This window comes from Nocardia sp. NPDC004340, assembly GCF_053602575.1.
In genome coordinates, this window is sequence record NZ_JBSGDW010000002.1 from 151643 (window position 1) to 168805 (window position 17163).

General features: G+C 68.6%; 11 protein-coding genes. 5 read left to right on the forward strand and 6 right to left on the reverse strand.

Translation table 11 applies throughout. The features are described from left to right. The first annotated feature begins 47 nt into the window (after positions 1-47). Positions 48-3797 carry an ABC transporter ATP-binding protein gene (locus tag ACWEOI_RS08150; protein WP_452359250.1) on the forward strand — a complete coding sequence of 1250 codons (3750 nt, stop codon included), beginning with the start codon at positions 48-50 and terminating at the stop codon, positions 3795-3797. A gap of 112 nt (positions 3798-3909) precedes the next feature. After that, the gene (locus ACWEOI_RS08155; RefSeq protein ID WP_452359251.1) at positions 3910-7659 is read left to right on the forward strand and encodes a multifunctional oxoglutarate decarboxylase/oxoglutarate dehydrogenase thiamine pyrophosphate-binding subunit/dihydrolipoyllysine-residue succinyltransferase subunit; all 3750 of its coding nucleotides are present in this window, start codon (positions 3910-3912) and stop codon (positions 7657-7659) included. A 218-nt stretch (positions 7660-7877) separates the two neighbouring features. Here ACWEOI_RS08155 and ACWEOI_RS08160 read toward each other — a convergent pair whose 3' ends face one another. Further along, a complete protein-coding gene (locus tag ACWEOI_RS08160; RefSeq protein WP_433667948.1) occupies positions 7878-8726 on the reverse strand; it encodes a GNAT family N-acetyltransferase in 849 nt (282 codons plus the stop codon). An 89-nt stretch (positions 8727-8815) separates the two neighbouring features. Further along, a complete protein-coding gene (locus ACWEOI_RS08165) occupies positions 8816-8944 on the reverse strand; it encodes a hypothetical protein (protein ID WP_433667950.1) in 129 nt (42 codons plus the stop codon). A 222-nt stretch (positions 8945-9166) separates the two neighbouring features. Between ACWEOI_RS08165 and ACWEOI_RS08170 the strand changes: the two genes are divergently transcribed. After that, a complete protein-coding gene (locus ACWEOI_RS08170; RefSeq protein WP_433667952.1) occupies positions 9167-9823 on the forward strand; it encodes a helix-turn-helix transcriptional regulator in 657 nt (218 codons plus the stop codon). Positions 9824-9835: 12 nt separating this feature from the next. Further along, positions 9836-11332 carry a DHA2 family efflux MFS transporter permease subunit gene (locus ACWEOI_RS08175; protein ID WP_433667954.1) on the forward strand — a complete coding sequence of 499 codons (1497 nt, stop codon included), beginning with the start codon at positions 9836-9838 and terminating at the stop codon, positions 11330-11332. Positions 11333-11405: 73 nt separating this feature from the next. Here ACWEOI_RS08175 and ACWEOI_RS08180 read toward each other — a convergent pair whose 3' ends face one another. The 3 genes from ACWEOI_RS08180 to ACWEOI_RS08190 form a co-directional block, all read right to left on the reverse strand. Further along, entirely contained in the window at positions 11406-12026 is a 621-nt protein-coding gene (locus tag ACWEOI_RS08180; RefSeq protein ID WP_433667956.1) for a Uma2 family endonuclease, read from the reverse strand. A 135-nt stretch (positions 12027-12161) separates the two neighbouring features. Then, positions 12162-13715 carry a molybdopterin-dependent oxidoreductase gene (locus ACWEOI_RS08185; protein ID WP_452359252.1) on the reverse strand — a complete coding sequence of 518 codons (1554 nt, stop codon included), beginning with the start codon at positions 13713-13715 and terminating at the stop codon, positions 12162-12164. A gap of 66 nt (positions 13716-13781) precedes the next feature. Then, the gene (locus ACWEOI_RS08190) at positions 13782-14213 is read right to left on the reverse strand and encodes a VOC family protein (RefSeq protein WP_452359253.1); all 432 of its coding nucleotides are present in this window, start codon (positions 14211-14213) and stop codon (positions 13782-13784) included. A gap of 140 nt (positions 14214-14353) precedes the next feature. Here ACWEOI_RS08190 and ACWEOI_RS08195 point away from each other — a divergent pair, with 140 nt between their 5' ends. Further along, the gene (locus tag ACWEOI_RS08195) at positions 14354-15232 is read left to right on the forward strand and encodes an alpha/beta fold hydrolase (protein WP_433667959.1); all 879 of its coding nucleotides are present in this window, start codon (positions 14354-14356) and stop codon (positions 15230-15232) included. 86 nt (positions 15233-15318) lie between these two features. On the opposite strand, the gene ACWEOI_RS08200 is transcribed toward ACWEOI_RS08195, so the two are convergent. After that, positions 15319-17115 carry an AMP-dependent synthetase/ligase gene (locus ACWEOI_RS08200; RefSeq protein WP_452359254.1) on the reverse strand — a complete coding sequence of 599 codons (1797 nt, stop codon included), beginning with the start codon at positions 17113-17115 and terminating at the stop codon, positions 15319-15321. Positions 17116-17163: the final 48 nt, after the last annotated feature.

Below are 17163 nucleotides of genomic sequence, written 5' to 3' on the forward strand. Positions count from 1 at the left end.
GAGGGGACGGGAACAAACAGGGGGTGGGGCGGTCGTTGTTCTCCGGGATGAGTTCGAGTGATGTGGGCGAGACGAAGGTGACCGGGGCCGGTGACGGAACCGGCCGCGGATGGTTGCGGCGGCTGTGGGACCGGTGCGCGGGGCACCCGTGGATGCTGGCCGGGCTGGCGGTGGCGATCGTGGCCGGCGCGGTCGTCGAGGTGACCGGGCCGCTGCTGGCCAAACGCGCCCTCGACGGCGCGACCGCGGGCAATACCGGCATCATCGCGGGCCTGGCGATCGCGTTGGGCGCGCTGGCCCTCGGCCGCTTCCTGGCCTCCTTCGGCCGCCGCATGCTCGCCGGGCGGCTCGCCCTCGACGTCCAGCACGAACTGCGGGTGGATCTGCTGGCCGCGCTGCAACGCCTGGACGGGCCTGGGCAGGACGAGCTGCGCACCGGCCAGGTCATCTCCCGCTCGATCAGCGACCTCACCCTGGTGCAGGGGCTGCTGTCGATGGCGCCCTGGTCCTCGGTGGCGGCGCTGCAATTCGTGCTCGCCGCGGGCGTCATGCTGTGGCTCTCGCCGCCGCTGGCGCTGGCCGCGCTGCTGGTGGTGCCGGTACTGGCCTTCGTGGTCTACCGGGTGCGGCCGCGTCTGTACGCCGCCACCTGGTCGGCGCAGCAGCGCGCCGCCGACCTGGCCCAGCACGTCGAGGAGACCGTCACCGGCGTGCGCGTGGTGAAGGGCTTCGGCCAGGAGGCCCGCATGGTCGACCTACTGGAGGGCCACGGACGCGAGCTGTACGCCGAACGCATGCGCGCGGCCCGCATCGACGCCCGCTTCAGCCCGACACTCGGGTCGATTCCACAGGCCGGGCTGGTCGCGGTGATCGCGGTCGGCGGGCTGCTGGCCTTCCACGGCAGCATCGGGCTCGGCACCTTCCTGGCCTTCGTCGCCTACGTCGCCACCATGACCAACTCCACCCGCATCGTGTCGTACGTGGTGGTGATGGCGCAGCTGACGCGAGCCGCCGCCGAACGCGTGCACCAGGTGATCGACAGCGCGCCCGACCGCGTCGACCCCGAGCAGCCGGCGCCGGTGCCCGCCGGGCCACTCGGCATCGACATCAAGGACCTCACGTTCGGTTTCGATCCGGACCGCCCGGTGTTGCGCGATTTCAGCCTCGACATCGCGCCCGGGGAGACGGTGGCGATCATCGGCCCGGCGGGCTCGGGCAAGTCCACGCTGAGCCTGCTGCTGCCGCGCTTCTACTCCCCCGACTCCGGCCGGATCAGCCTGTACGGCACCGACTCCCGCGCCGACGTCGCCGATCTCCGTGCGGCCGACCTGCGCGCGGCCGTGGGCGTGGTGTTCGACGAGGCGTTCCTGCTCTCCGACACCATCGCCGCCAATATCGCTCTGGGCCGCCCGGAGTCGACCGAGGCCGAGATCCACGCGGCCGCCAAACAGGCCGCGGCGGACGATTTCATCAATGCCCTCGCCGACGGCTACGACACCGTGGTCGGCGAACGCGGCCTGACCCTGTCCGGCGGTCAGCGCCAGCGCATCGCCTTGGCCCGCGCCCTGCTGGCCAACCCGCGCGTCCTGATCCTCGACGACGCCACCTCGGCGGTCGACGCGGTCACCGAGGCCGCGATCTTCGCGTCCCTGCCCACCGATTCCGGCCGGACCACGCTGATCCTGGCCCACCGCGAATCGACGCTGTCCCACGCCGACCGCGTGATCCGGCTGCCCGCACCGGAATTCGCGCCCCTCGATCCCGCGGCCGCGGACTCCGACCTCGAACTCGGGCAGACCGCGGCGGGCGCGCAACCGGACCGGGATACGCCCGAGGAAGTGCGGCGGGTGCTCGGCAAGCTGCCGCCCGCGCTGGAAGAGCCGGGGCTGGACGCGGACTCGTTGCGGGAGCCCGACCCCGGGTTCCGGCTGAGTCACGCGCTGAGACTGGTGAAATGGCTGGTCGCGGGAACCATGATCCTGCTGGCGCTCAACGCGCTTGTCGGCGTGGGCTTCCCGTCGGTGGTGCGGTACGCGGTGGACGCGGGCGTCGGACGGCACGACGGCGCGGCGCTGGTGCGGGCCACTGTCATCGGCGTCGTTCTGGTCGTGGCCGGGTGGCTGGTCGCGGCGGCCGCGCTGCTGTGGAGCAATCGGGCCGGGGAGCGGGTGCTGTTCGGCTTGCGGGTGCGCAGTTACGCGCATCTGCAGCGGCTAGGCCTGGACTTCTACGAGCGGGAACTGTCCGGCCGCATCATGACCCGAATGACCACCGACATCGACGCGCTGTCGACGTTCATGCAGACCGGTCTGCCGGACGCGCTGGTCGCGCTGCTGACCGTCGGCGGAATCGCGGTGGCGCTCACCATCATCGACCCGGGCCTGGCCCTGGTGGTGTTCGTGACGGTGCCCGCGCTGCTGGTGGCCAGCTGGAAGTTCCGCAAGGTCTCCGACGCCGCCTACAGCGCCTCCCGGGAGCATTCGGCGACCGTGAACGCCGACTTCGCCGAGAACGTCGCGGGACTACGGGTGGTGCAGGCCAACCGGCACGAGGCGATCTCCGAGCGGCGCTTCGCCGGGTACTCGGACAACTACCGGGTCAGCCGGATGCAGGCGCAGCGGGCCATCGCCACCTTCTTCGCCTTCGTCGGCATGTGGGCGGATCTGGCGCTGGCCGCGGTCGTGTTCACCGGGGCCCGGGCGGTGGCGCACGGGACCACCACCGCGGGCACCCTGGTCGCGTTCGTGCTGTACCTGCAGCTGCTGTTCGGGCCGATCATGCAGTTGTCGCAGCTCTTCGACGGGTACCAGCAGGCGCGGGTCGGGTTGCGGCGCATCGGGGAACTGCTGCGCACCCCGTCCTCCATCGCCCCCGATCCCGCGGACGCGGCCCCGATCGACGGGCGGCTGCGCGGCGAGGTGGTGTTCGACGACGTGCGCTTCCAGTACCCGGGCGCGGTGCGGCCCGCCCTGGAGGGCGTCAGCCTCAGCATCCCGGCGGGCGGCAGCCTCGCGCTGGTGGGTGAGACCGGCGCGGGCAAGTCGACCATCGTGAAGTTGCTGGCCCGGCTCTACGACATGCCACGAGAACGTGTGTCCGGTGACGCGAATCACGAAGTTACCGACGCCGCGACGGCAATCTCCATAGCGAAAACGCATGACAAAGCCCATGATCCGGGCACTCACGGCGTAATTCGGGTGGACGGCGTGGATATTCGCGACTATCGCCTCGCCGAGTTCCGTTCGCGGCTCGGCGTGGTCCCGCAGGAAGCTCACCTCTTCACCGGCGACATTGCCAGCAACATTGCATTTGGCAAACCTTTTGCGAGTCGCGTTGAAATCGAGGCGGCGGCCGCCGCGGTCGGCGCGCTGGACACCATCGCCGCACTGCCCCGGGGCATGTCGCAGCCGGTCGGGGAACGCGGGCGCGGGCTCTCGGCCGGGCAACGCCAGCTCATCGCCCTGGCCCGCGCCGAACTGGTCCGGCCCGACCTGCTCCTGCTCGACGAGGCCACCGCCGTACTGGATCCCGCCGCCGAGGCATCGGTGCTGGTCGCGAGCGAATCGGTGACGCGGGGGCGGACCTCGATCATCGTGGCGCACCGGCTCGCGACCGCCGCGCAGGCCGATCGGATCGCGGTCGTCGAGCACGGCCGGATCAGCGAAATCGGGTCACACGACGAACTCCTCGGGACCGACGGCCCGTACTCCCGCTTGTGGGCTGCGGCGCGGGCGACGGAAGGAATATTCTCGAGCGAGGACGAGTCGTCACGAGAGAATGCGTCCGCTCGGTGGTAGCCACGACCGACGGCGAACAGGGGTGGGCATATCCTCAGTGGGGGCGCATCGGCGCGCATCCGCCGATTACCCGTGCCGGGCACGTCACAAACGTCGCAGCGCGAAGAACGAAATGAGGCGAACACCTGCTGTGAGCAGCTCAACAGACCAGTTCGGACAGAACCAGTGGCTTGTCGACGAGATGTACCAGAAGTACAAGCAAGACCCCTCGTCCGTCGATGAGAGCTGGCACGAGTTCCTGGCGGACTACACGCCGGAGAACACTGCCGAGATTGGTAACAACAGCCAGGCGCCTGCCGCCGTCGCTCCGGCCCCCGCCGCCGCCGCGCCTGCCGCCACCCCCGTCGCCGCCACCGCGGCCGCGCCCGCCCCGGCTCCGGCCCCGGCGCAGGTGCGCGCCCCGCAGACCACTCCGGCCCCGACCTCGAACGCGGCCCCGACCTCCGGCGGCCCCAAGCCGTCCGCCGAGGACGAGACCAAGGTGCTGCGCGGACCCTCCGCGGCGGTCGCGAAGAACATGTCGGCGTCGCTGGCCATCCCCACCGCTACCTCGGTGCGCGCCATCCCCGCGAAGCTGATGATCGACAACCGGCTGGTCATCAACAACCACCTGGCCCGTACCCGCGGCGGCAAGATCTCCTTCACCCACCTGCTGGGTTACGCGATCGTGCAGGGCATCAAGGCCTTCCCGAACATGAACCGGCACTTCGCCGAGATCGACGGGAAGCCGAACTCGGTCACCCCGGCGCACACCAATCTCGGTCTGGCCATCGACCTTCCGGGCAAGGACGGCAACCGGGCGCTGGCGGTCGCGGCCATCAAGAACACCGAGACCATGACCTTCACGCAGTTCCACACCGCGTACGAGGACGTGGTCCGCCGGGCGCGCGTGGGCAAGCTGACCAACGACGACTTCGCCGGTGTCACCATCTCGCTCACCAACCCGGGCACCATCGGCACCAACCACTCGGTGCCGCGCCTGATGCTGGGCCAGGGTGCGATCATCGGCGCGGGCGCCATGGAGTACCCGGCCGAGTTCCAGGGCATGAGCGATCAGCAGCTCGCGGAGATGGGCATCGGCAAGCTGATGACCCTGACCTCGACCTACGACCACCGCATCATCCAGGGCGCGGAGTCCGGCGACTTCCTGCGGACCGTGCACAACCTGCTGATCTCCGACGAGTTCTACGACGAGATCTTCCACGGCATGGGTGTCCCCTACGAGCCGGTGCGCTGGCGCAAGGACATTCAGGAACGCGGCATCGACAAGTCGACCCGCGTCCAGGAAATGATCAACGCCTACCGCAGCCGCGGCCACCTGATGGCCGACACCGACCCGCTGCGGCTGGTGAAGGACAAGTTCCGTTCGCACCCCGACCTGGATGTCACCCAGCACGGCCTGACCCTGTGGGACCTGGACCGCGAGTTCAATGTCGCGGGCTTCCACGGCCAGGAGCGCATGAAGCTGCGCGACGTGCTGTCCATCCTGCGCGACGCCTACGCCCGCCACGTGGGTGTGGAGTACACCCACATTCTGGATCCCGAGCAGCTCAAGTGGATTCAGGAGCGCGTGGAGCAGAAGCACGCGAAGCCCACCGTGGCCGAGATGAAGTACATCATGTCCCGGCTCAACGCGGCCGAGGCGTTCGAGACCTTCCTGCAGACCAAGTACGTCGGCCAGAAGCGCTTCTCGCTGGAAGGCGCCGAGTCGGTCATCCCGATGATGGACGCCGTCATCGACCAGTGCGCCGAGTACGCCCTCGACGAGGTCGTCATCGGTATGCCGCACCGTGGCCGCCTGAACGTGCTGGCCAACATCGTGGGCAAGCCCTACTCGAAGATCTTCACCGAGTTCGAGGGCAACATGAACCCGGCCGCCACCCACGGCTCCGGCGACGTGAAGTACCACCTCGGTGCGCGCGGCACCTACCTGCAGATGTTCGGCGACAACGAGATCGAGGTGTCGCTGACCGCGAACCCCTCGCACCTCGAGGCCGTCGACCCGGTGCTGGAGGGTCTGGTCCGCGCCAAGCAGGACCTGCTCACCAAGGAAGACATCGTCACCACCGGCGAGGAGAACCGCTCGTTCTCCGTCGTGCCGCTGATGCTGCACGGTGACGCGGCCTTCGCCGGCCAGGGTGTCGTGGCCGAGACCCTGAACCTGTCGGTTCTGCGCGGCTACCGCACCGGCGGCACCGTGCACATCGTGGTGAACAACCAGATCGGCTTCACCACCGCTCCCGAGTACTCGCGTTCCACCGAATACTCCACCGACATCGCGAAGTTCATCGGCGCCCCGATCTTCCACGTGAACGGCGACGACCCGGAAGCCTGTGTGTGGGTGGCCAAGCTGGCCGTCGACTACCGGCAGAAGTTCCAGCGCGACGTCGTGATCGACCTGATCTGCTACCGCCGCCGCGGCCACAACGAGGGCGACGACCCGTCGATGACCCAGCCGGGCATGTACGACGTGATCGACACCAAGCGTTCGGTCCGCAAGGCGTACACCGAGTCGCTGATCGGCCGTGGCGACATCTCCATGAAGGAAGCCGAAGACGCCCTGCGTGACTACCAGGGTCAGCTGGAGCGGATCTTCAACGAGGTGCGCGAACTGGAGAAGTTCCCGCCGGAAAAGTCGGAGTCGATCGAGGAAGAGCAGCAGCTGCCGCCGAATCTCGTTACCTCCGTGGACAAGACGGTGCTGCAGCGCATCGGCGACGCGTTCCTGAACGTGCCCGAGGGCTTCACCGTGCACCCGCGCGTCAAGCCGGTGCTGGAGAAGCGCCGCGAGATGGCGTACGAGGGCAAGGTCGACTGGGCCATGGCCGAGCTGCTGGCCTTCGGCACGCTCATCGACGAGGGCAAGGCCGTCCGACTGACCGGTCAGGACTCGCGCCGCGGCACCTTCTCGCAGCGCCACTCGGTCATCATCGACCGCAAGAACGGCGACGAGTACACCCCGCTGCACAACATCGGCTCGGCGAACCCGGGCTGGTTCGCGGTGCACGACTCGGCGCTGTCGGAGTACGCGGCGGTCGGCTTCGAGTACGGCTACTCGCTGGGCAACCCGGACGCACTCGTGTTGTGGGAGGCGCAGTTCGGTGACTTCGTCAACGGCGCGCAGTCCATCATCGACGAGTTCATCTCCTCCGGTGAGGCCAAGTGGGGTCAGCTCTCCGAGGTCGTGCTGCTGCTGCCGCACGGTCATGAGGGCCAGGGTCCGGACCACACCTCGGGTCGTATCGAGCGCTTCCTGCAGCTGTGCGCCGAGGGTTCGATGACGGTGTCGGTCCCCTCCACCCCGTCGAACTACTTCCACCTGCTGCGCCGCCACGCCCTGGACGGCATCCGCCGCCCGCTGGTGGTCTTCACCCCGAAGTCCATGCTGCGCAACAAGGCTGTCGTCTCCGAGGTCGAGGACTTCACGGACAACAAGTTCCGCACCGTGCTCGAGGAGCCCACCTACGAGTCGGGCAACGGCGACCGCTCCAAGGTCAAGCGCGTGCTGCTCACCTCCGGCAAGATCTACTACGAGCTGGTGGCCGAGAAGAACAAGCACAACCGCGACGACGTGGCCATCGTCCGCGTCGAGCAGCTGTACCCGATTCCGAAGTTCCGCCTCAACGAGGCCCTGGAGCAGTACCCCAACGCCTCCGATCTGGCGTGGGTCCAGGAGGAACCGGCCAACCAGGGCGCCTGGCCCTTCTTCGGCCTCAACCTCCCGGAGATCCTCCCGGCCCGTTTCGGCAAGCTGCGCCGCATCTCCCGCCGCGCCATGTCGGCCCCGTCCTCGGGTTCGTCCAAGGTGCACGCCGTGGAGCAGCAGGAAATCATCGACGAGGCGTTCTCCCCGACCGCCTGATAGTCGAATCCTCGCGCGGGGCCGGAACTCTCACGAGTTCCGGCCTCGTGTCGTTTCCGGCCCTCGAACCGGGCCGGAAGCTCACACGTCACCACAGGAATCGTTGGCAAGGCTGATCCGGCCTGGGTCCGCGAGCACTGGGACGACCGCATGGCCCTGATCGGTCGCGGCCGAGACCTGGTGGCCCACGCGAGCGCATGAGGTCCGAGGCAGGGGTCTCAGCCGAGGTGGTAGATGTCGTAGTCGCCGAGGGGACGGAAGCCGAGGCGCTGGTATAGGGCTGTGCTGGTGGGGTTGGCGAGGTCGGCGAAGAGCATGATGTGGCTCGCGCCGGAGGCGAGGGCCTGGCGGCAGGCGAAGGTGGTGGCGGCTGCCGCGAAGCCTCTGGCGCGCAGGGGTTTCGGGGTGTAGACGGGGGCGATGCGGATGGTTCCGGCTACGGCCGGGCCGGTCCCGGCCATCGAGACCGGGGTGCCGTCCACTTCCCACAGGGTCAGGCCGTCGCGGGTCAGGCGGTCGTCGATCATGCGGTCCGGGTGCGCCGGGGGCGGATCGCCGATGTCCCTGGTGAATTCGAGCAGCCATTCGATTGCCAGGGCTCGGTCACGGTCGGTCGCGAGGCGTCCGCGGCCGTCGGGCGTCGGTTCCGGCGGGACCAGGTCATCCAGCCGGTAGAGGCGATCGGCGCGGCGCAGGGTGGCCGCTGTGCCGTGTGACCGCGCCCAGACTTCGGCGACGGCCCGGGCGGAGTCCGACGGGCCGGACACCGCGGGCAGCGCCGGATCGATCGCCGAGTAGTCGCGCACGAGTGGAGCGATCGCCTCGAACGGCAAGGGGGACACCACGATTCCGAAGGGCGGTGTCCGGAAGAACGCGGCCGCGACCTCGCCGCCGGGAGTGGTCCACCACCCGAAATGGGGAGCGGCGTCCCCGAAGACCGTCACCCCCTGCCGTAGCAGCCGGTCCAGCACCGTGACCAGCACGGTGTGCCGGATCGGATCCGACAGCAGGAATTCGCCGGCCGCCCGCTCGTATGCCGACACATCCTCGGTAATCGTCCACCCCATGCGTTCATCATGGCGCAGATGACCCGGAACGGAAACAGCCCGCCGAGGACGACTCGGCGGGCTGTTCGGTGTCCGGTGCCGGGGACGGGTTACTCGCCGGTCGAATCCGCCTGCTCCGCAGTGGAATCGGCCTCACCCTTGATGTCCCAGGCGGCCATCATCGCGGCGAGGCCGTCGGCGGCGGCGGTGTCCTGGGTGGTCGATTCCTGGTCCGACATGGCGGGTACCTCTTTCTGCTACTTCCCTGACGAAAGGTTGATGGTACCGGCCGGTTTCAGTTGCCGCGCATCGAGAGATGGCTTGCGACAAGCGATTTCACAGGACAGTGACGGGGGTCACAAATGCCGGGGAGTGATCCGCTCGGGAGGGGTTGCGAGCGCGGTGTTCGGCGTCGTATATTCCACGTGGAATATTTGGTCCGGAGGATGGGGTGACGGTTGATGGCGTCACTCGAAACGGAGGTCGTGGTGATCAAGAAGCAGTCGGCTCCAGCGCTCACGCCGATGGCGCTGCTGGTTCTCGCACTGCTGGAGGAACGTCCGATGCACCCGTACGAGATGTATCAGCTGTTACTGAGCCGCCACGAGGACCAGTTCACCAAGATCAAGCCGGGGTCGCTGTATCACACGGTCGCACGCCTGACCGATCAGGAACTGATCGCGGCGGAGAGCACCGACCGGGCCGGTAACCGGCCGGAACGGACCACCTACCGCATTCGCACGGCCGGGCACGCGGCGCTGCGTGAACGAGTCCGGGACCTGCTGCGGGAACCGGTTCACGAGTACCCGGCGTTCGTGACCGGACTGGCCGAAGCGCACAATCTGCCCGTGGACGAGGTCATCGATGCCCTCCGCGAACGCGTCGCCTCGATCGAGGCGCGGGTCACCGAGCTGACCATGCTCCGCGACCTGGCCGCCGCCTCTGATGTCCCGCGCCGTTACTGGATGCGGGTCGACTACATACGCGCGCACAGCACCGCCGAAGTCACCTGGCTGCGCGGACTCATGGACGAGCTCCGCAGCGGCGACCTCGAATGGGAAACCTTCGACTCCGAGACCGGCGAGCGCGTCGACACCAGAACCCACTCCCAGGGATAGGAACCCGAATCCATGTCCACTCAACGCAACCCGTGGCTAGCGCTCTACGCGCTGGTCGTCGGGTTCTTCATGATCCTGCTGGACATGACCATCGTCGCGGTGGCCAATCCGGCGATCATGAAGGACCTGAACGCCGATGTCTCCCAGGTCATCTGGGTCACCTCCGCCTACCTGCTGGCCTACGCGGTGCCGCTGCTGGTCACCGGCCGGCTCGGGGATCGCTTCGGCCCCAAGAACATCTACCTCGGCGGCCTGGTCGTGTTCACCCTCGCCTCGCTCTGGTGCGCCGAGTCGACCAGTGTCGACATGCTGATCGCGGCCCGCGCCGTGCAGGGCCTGGGCGCGGCGCTGATGACGCCGCAGACCATGGCCGTCATCACCCGCACCTTCCCGCCGGACAAGCGCGGCGCGGCCATGGGCCTGTGGGGCGGCGTGGCCGGTCTGGCCACCCTGGTCGGCCCGATCCTGGGCGGCGTGCTGGTGGACTGGCAGGGCTGGCAGTGGATCTTCTACGTGAACGTGCCGATCGGCATCATCGCCTTCGCGCTGGCGTTCTGGCTGGTCCCGTCGCTGCCCACGCACGAGCACAAGTTCGACCTGGTCGGCGTGGCGCTGTCGGGCGTCGGCATGTTCCTGCTGGTGTTCGGTATCCAGGAGGGCAATACCCACGACTGGGACGCCGAGATCTGGGCCATGATCGCGGCCGGCGCCGTGGTGCTGGCGCTGTTCGTGGTGAACCAGGCGCGCAATACCGGTGAGCCGCTGGTGCCGCTGAGCCTGTTCAAGGACCGCAACTTCGCGCTGTCCAATGTCGGTATCGCCGCCATGGGCGCGGCGGTGACCAGCGTGTTCGTGCCCGCCTACTTCTACCTGCAGCAGGTGCACGAGCTGTCGCCGACCCGCTCGGCGCTGATCTTCGCGCCGATGGCCATTCTGACCGGCGTCTTCGCGCCGATCATCGGCAAGATCTCCGACAAGGTCGCGCCGCGGGTCATCCCGACCATCGGTTTCGCGGTGTTCGCGGCCACCCTGTTCGGTTTCGCCGCGCTGATGAAGCCGGACGGCTCGCTGCCGCTGTTCATGATCGTCGGCGGCTTCGCCGGTATCGCCAACGCCTGCATCTGGGCGCCGCTGGCCTCCACCGCCACCCACAACCTGCCGGTGCAGCAGGCCGGTGCGGGCGCGGGCGTCTACAACACCACCCGCCAGGTGGGTTCGGTGCTCGGTTCGGCGGCGATCAGCGCGCTGCTGTCGGCGCGGATCTCGGCGCAGGGCCTGCAGAGCGGTCCGATCGGCGAGGGCTCGGGCGGTAAGAGCCTCAGCGATCTGCCCGCGGCGGTGCGGGATCCGATCCTGGAGAAGCTCAGCACCGCGCTGAGCCAGTCCATGTACCTGCCCGCGGCGATCCTGCTGATCGGTGTGGTCGCCTCGGCGATGTTCATCGGCTTCGGCAAGCAGGGCGAAGGCCGGGCGGACGATATGGCGAAGGCCGATATCGGGGCGCACTGATCCCGACTGTTCGGAAGGCGCTGCCCGCCGGGGATTCCCGGCGGGCAGCGTCGTCTTCGGAGAGCGGATCCGCTCAGAGCAGCAGCCCGATCAGCCGCGTCCAATCGATCCCGATCTCGATGGGCATGTCGATCAGCGTCTCCCCGACGTGCGCGCTGAGGCGGCGCAGCGGCCGGTAGTGCCCCAGCACCAGGACGTGGGTCTGAATCGCCTTCACCCGGTCCCGATCCATGTACACCAGCCAGTACCAAGGGATTCCGGCCAGCGCGTACTCGGCCATCTTGTCGGCGGCGTCGACCCGTTCGGTGGCCGGGGACACCACCTCGACGGCGATCTTCACCCGCGCGGCCTGCAGCGGCCCGACATCGGCGGGAGCACAGGAGAACATGATGATGTCGGGGCGGCGGACGGTGAGCCGCGGCGATTCCCACAGCAGCACGTCCTGGTCGACGCCGACGTAGAGCGAGCCGTCGTTGTAGCGGCTCATATGTTGCTCGGCCCCGGATTCCAGCATGGCGGCCAGCCGCCGGGTGGCATTGCGGTACGGCAGCGCGGGCGTGTCGGCCCGCACCACATCCCCGTTGACCACCTCGACCAGCCGGCGGAAGTCGGGCGGCAGCTGCTGCCAGACGTCGAGCGTGATCGGTCCGGGCTGCAGGTTCTCCGCCCGCGCCCATTCGAGTACTCCGGTCATGCGCTTCCTCTGTTCCGTCGAGGGATGCTCCCTGAACCGGTCGGACTGGGCGACGACTGCCGCGCCGATCCTAAACGGCGGCCGCGGGCAAAACGGCCATTCGGAACTGTCGCCCGTGCTCGACCGGCGTGTTCGTCAGCCGATTCGCACTGTCAGCGAGGGATATCCGGTCGCGCCGTCGGGTACGACGTCCTGTCGCCGCTCGGTCTGGGTCTCCCCCGTGCCGTCGGTGGCGCGCGCCCACACGGTGTGCACGCCGCTGCCCGCGGGCGCGTCCCAGTCGAAGGCCCACTGCACCCAGGTGTCGATGGAGGGGGCGGTCGCCAGGCGCGCGGGCTGCCAGTCCCCTTGGTCGATACGGACTTCCACGCCGCGGATGCCGCGATGCTGCGCCCACGCCACCCCCGCGATGGTGACCTTGCCGGGCGCGAGGGTGCGGCCGCGCGGGGTGTCGATGCGACATTCGGTCTTGATGGGGCCGTATGCCGACCAGCCGCGTTTGGTCCAGAACGCTTCCGCGCGATCGAATCTGGTGATCTCGAGTTCGGTCACCCACTTGGTGGCCGACACGTACCCGTACAGGCCCGGCACCACCAGTCGCGCGGGATAGCCGTGCGCGGTGGGCAAAGGTTCACCGTTCATGCCGACGGCCAGCAGGGCGTCGCGGCCGTCGGTGAGGACGGCGAGGGGGCTGCCCGCGGTGAAGCCGTCGATGCTGCGGGAGAGCACCATGTCGGCGTCGGGGTGCGGCCCGGCCTGGGCGATGAGTTCGTCGAGCCGGTAGCCGAGCCAGCGGGCATTGCCGATCAGTTCGCCGCCGACCGGATTGGAGACGCAGGTCAGGGTGACCAGCCGCTCGATGGGGGTGCGCGCGGCGAGATCGGCGTAGCTCAACCGGATCTCGCGATCGACCATGCCGTGGATGCGCAGGGACCAGTCGTCCTTGCTGACCTGCGGGACGGTCAGCGCGGTGTCGATGCGGTAGAAGCTGGAGTTCGAGGTGAGGTAGGGAGTGAGGCCCGGCAGCTTCAGGTCGGCGCCCGGGTCGATCGGCGGCTCGACGCTGGTCGGCGTGGGCAACTCGACGTCGGCCCGCTCGGCGGAGACGTCCCGCGACCGCAGCCCGATGATCCGTCCGGCCACGCCACCGGCGACCGCGACGGCTCCGGTGATGGCGAGCCAGCGCATCACCTGCCGCCGTTGCGTGGTCTGTTCTTCGAGGGACTCCGCGGTGGCCGGTGTCTCGTCGGCGCGTTCCGCGGACTCCTCGAGTCGGCGAATCAGGCTGCGCAGCACGAGAATTCCGGCCGCAGTGCCGAGCAGCGCGGGTATCGCCCAGGTCCAGGCGGCGGCCGGACGTCCCACCGCGGCCAGTACGGCGAGCAGTCCGAAGGCCCCGAACAGGATCGATCCCCAGGGCCGCCGGGCCCGCTCGGCGAGTCCGGCGACGGCCGCCAGCACGACGGCCGCCACGCCCATCGACACGAACAACAGCAGTTTGTCGTTGGTGCCGACCAGCCCGATCACCCATTCCCGGAACCCGTCCGGCGTATGGTCGACGACCCACGCCCCGACGGCTTGCAAGGGGGTGCTGTCGGGACTGATCAGCACCGACACCGCTTCGGCCACGCCCAGCGTGACCAGGCCCGCGACGATGCCGCCGGCGATTCGTACTTCGCGATCGGGCACGAAACCGACCCTACTGCTGGAACCACCGCGCGAACCCGCGCGAGAAATGACGATCCGGTGACGTCGTCACATGGTGGCGGAACCGGTGTAGTTGATCATCCACGGCACCGAGAACTTGTCGGTGACCATGGCGAAGGCCTCGGCCCACTCGACCTTGCCGAGCGGCATGGTGACGGTGCCGCCGGGGGCGAACTCGTTGAACAGGCGCTCGGCCTCGGCCGCGGACTCCACCTCGACCTGGACGGCGAAGCCGGGGTTCGAGTTGTCGATGTCGTTGCCGGGCGGGGTGTCGGACACCATGAGGATATTGGTGGCGCTCAGCGGCAGCTGCGCGTTGGCGACCCGGCTGGCGATCTCCGGGGGCAGGTCGCCGGGGGTGTCGCCGCCCATGTCACCGAAGCGGACGATGGTGGCCTCGCCGCCGAAGACGGACTGGTAGAAGGTGATCGCCTCCTCGGCATTGCCGTTGAAGACGAGGTACGGGTTCAGTGCGGGCATGGGTTCCTCCTCGGTCGGTGTGGCGGGTGCGGCGGCACCCGACAGGTAGGACGCGGGGGCCGCCCGGAAATCATCGGTCGTGGCCGGGAAATTTCGGTGAATGCGAGAAATATTCGGTGCGTCCCCCGGTTGACCTTGCTATGAGCGAACTGCCCCGGGTCCAGCACCGTCACCTCGAGGTGGACGGCGTCGACGTGTTCTACCGCGAATCGGTCCCCACCCGCGCCGATGCCCCGGTCCTGCTGCTACTACACGGTTTTCCCACCGCCTCGCACCAGTTCCGGCGGCTCCTGGACGCGCTCGGCGACCGCTACCGGCTGATCGCGCCCGACTACCCGGGTTTCGGAAACACCGTGGCGCCGGCGGATTTCGACTACACCTTCGACCGGTTGGCCGATATCACCGAGGGATTCGTGCGGGGGCTGGGCCTGACCCGGTTCGCCATGTACATCTTCGACTTCGGCGCGCCGATCGGCCTGCGGCTGGCCGCCCGCCATCCGGAGTGGATCGCCGGGCTCGTGGTCCAGAACGGCAATGCCTACGAGGCCGGACTGTCCGAGGCCGCACAGGGTTTCGTCGCACTGCGGCCCGATCACGAGGGTGACGAGGAGGCCATCCTCGGCCTGCTCACCCTCGAGGGCACCCGCGGCCAATACGAGGGCGGCGTCCCCGATCCGAGCCTGCTGAACCCCGACGCCTGGACCCTGGACCAGCACTACCTGGACCTCCCCGGCCGCAAGGAGGCGCAGCTGGCCCTGGCCTACGACTACAAGTCGAATGTGGCCCGCTACCCCGAATGGCAAGCGTGGCTGCGCAAGTACACTCCCCCGACCCTCATCACCTGGGGTGCGAACGACATGTTCTTCCCCGCCCCCGGCGCCCACGCCTATCTCGCGGACGTTCCCGAGGCCGAACTGCACCTGTTCGACACCGGCCACTTCGCGCTGGAGACGCATGCAGCCGAGATCGCCCCGCTCATCGCGGACTTCCTCGACCGGCTGCCCGCTACCCAGGAATGAGAATGGGGCGCACGGGAAGTCCCGTGCGCCCCGAGTCCGCTCATCCGGGGGTCCGGGGGCCTGGCCCCGCAGCCTCCCGACTCCGGTCAGGAGTTGTAGATCGCGTCCACGTCGGCCGCGTACTGCTTCATGACGACGGCCCGCTTGAGCGACAGCTTCGGGGTCAGCTCGCCACCCTCCTGGGTCCAGTCGACCGGCAGGATGCGGACCTTCTTGATCGCCTCCGCGTGCGAGACCAGCTTGTTGGTGGCCGCGACCGCGTCATTGATCTCGCCGACCAGGGCCGGGTTCTCGATGAGGTGCTCGATCGGGGTGTCGGCGGGAATCCCGTTGCGCGTCTTCCACGCCGGCAGGGCCTCGGGGTCGAGGGTGACCAGCGCGCCGATGAAGGGCTGCCCGTCACCGACCACCATGACCTGGCTGATCAGCGCGTTCTGCCGCAGCGAGTCCTCGAGCATGGCCGGGGAGACGTTCTTGCCGCCCGCGGTGACCAGGATTTCCTTCTTGCGACCGGTGATCGCGATGAAGCCCTGCTCGTCGATGGCGCCGAGGTCGCCGGTCTTGAACCAGCCGTCGGCGTCGAACGCGTCGGCGCTGGCCTCGGGGTTGTTCCAGTAGCCGCCGAACACGACCGGGCCGCGGATCAGCAGTTCGCCGTCGTCGGCGACCTTGGCGCCGTGGCCGGGCAGCGGACGGCCGACCGAGCCGACCTTGATGTACTTGGGGGTGTTGACGCTGACGGCCGCGGTGGACTCGGTCAGGCCGTAGCCCTCGTAGATGGTGACGCCGGCGCCGCGGAAGTAATGGCCCAGGCGCGCGCCCAGCGGGCCGCCACCGGAGACGGCGGAGGAGCACTGGCCGCCCATGGCCTCACGCAGCTTGCTGAACACCAGCTTGTCGAGCACCGCGTGCTGCAGCTTGAGCACGATGCCGGGGCGGCCGGTCTCCAGCGACTGGCTGTACTGGATGGCGATCTCGGTGGCGTAATCGAAGATCTTGCCCTTGCCGCCGTCGTGCGCCTTCTGCTTGGCGCCGTTGAACACCTTCTCGAACACTCGCGGCACCGAGAGGATGAAGTTCGGCTTGTACTGGCCGAACTGCTCGACCAGGGTGGACCAGTCGGCGGTGTGGGCGACCGTGACGCCGGCGTCGAAGGCGGCCAGCGCCACCGCGCGGGCGAAGACGTGGGCCAGCGGCAGGAACAGCAGCGACTTGCGGCCGGGCTGCAGGAACTCGCTCATGGAGGAGCGGTCGGCAGCCGACTCAGCGTAGAGGTTGGCATGCGAGAGCATGACGCCCTTGGGCCGGCCGGTGGTGCCGGAGGTGTAGATCAGGGTGGCCGGGGAGGCGGCCTTCACCTGGGCGCGGCGCTCGTGCACCACGGCGTCGTCGAGATCCTTGCCGCGCGCGGCGAGCTCGGCGATCGCGCCCTTGTCGAGCTGCAGGACCTCGCGCAGGCTGTCCAGCCCGGACTCGATCTCGGCGATGGTGGCGCGGTGCTTGTCGTTCTGGACGACGGTGAGCTTGGTGGCGGAGTCCTCGAGGATCCAGCGCGCCTGCTCGGCGGAGGAGGAGTCGTAGATCGCGACGGTGCAGCCGCCGGCCGCCCAGATGGCGAAGTCCAGTACGACCCACTCGTAGCTGGTCTGAGCCATGATGGCGACGCGGTCGCCGAGCTCGATACCGGAGGCCACCAGTCCCTTGGCCACGTCGGTCACGGTCTTCGCGAACGTCGCCGCCGTGACGTCGTTCCAGCCGCCCTTGCCATTCGGAGTGTTGAAGACCACCAGGTCAGGGGTCTTCTCAGCATGCCGGAACGCGCCGTCCGACATGTTGGCGTTCTCCGGAATGGTGTAGGTAGCCGGGACTTCGAACTCTCGCATCGCTGCCCTTCCACAGAGGTTTACTGGCGGGTAATTTACGCCACGCTC

What these genes read in the sequence shown, in the direction of transcription:
- ACWEOI_RS08150 (WP_452359250.1), top strand. Translation starts at nt 48, where the DNA reads ATGAGTTCGAGTGATGTGGGCGAGACGAAGGTGACCGGGGCCGGTGAC.
- ACWEOI_RS08155 (WP_452359251.1), top strand. Translation starts at nt 3,910, where the DNA reads ATGAGGCGAACACCTGCTGTGAGCAGCTCAACAGACCAGTTCGGACAG.
- ACWEOI_RS08160 (WP_433667948.1), bottom strand. Translation starts at nt 8,726, where the DNA reads ATGGGGTGGACGATTACCGAGGATGTGTCGGCATACGAGCGGGCGGCC.
- ACWEOI_RS08165 (WP_433667950.1), bottom strand. Translation starts at nt 8,944, where the DNA reads ATGTCGGACCAGGAATCGACCACCCAGGACACCGCCGCCGCCGACGGC.
- ACWEOI_RS08170 (WP_433667952.1), top strand. Translation starts at nt 9,167, where the DNA reads ATGGCGTCACTCGAAACGGAGGTCGTGGTGATCAAGAAGCAGTCGGCT.
- ACWEOI_RS08175 (WP_433667954.1), top strand. Translation starts at nt 9,836, where the DNA reads ATGTCCACTCAACGCAACCCGTGGCTAGCGCTCTACGCGCTGGTCGTC.
- ACWEOI_RS08180 (WP_433667956.1), bottom strand. Translation starts at nt 12,026, where the DNA reads ATGACCGGAGTACTCGAATGGGCGCGGGCGGAGAACCTGCAGCCCGGA.
- ACWEOI_RS08190 (WP_452359253.1), bottom strand. Translation starts at nt 14,213, where the DNA reads ATGCCCGCACTGAACCCGTACCTCGTCTTCAACGGCAATGCCGAGGAG.
- ACWEOI_RS08195 (WP_433667959.1), top strand. Translation starts at nt 14,354, where the DNA reads ATGAGCGAACTGCCCCGGGTCCAGCACCGTCACCTCGAGGTGGACGGC.
- ACWEOI_RS08200 (WP_452359254.1), bottom strand. Translation starts at nt 17,115, where the DNA reads ATGCGAGAGTTCGAAGTCCCGGCTACCTACACCATTCCGGAGAACGCC.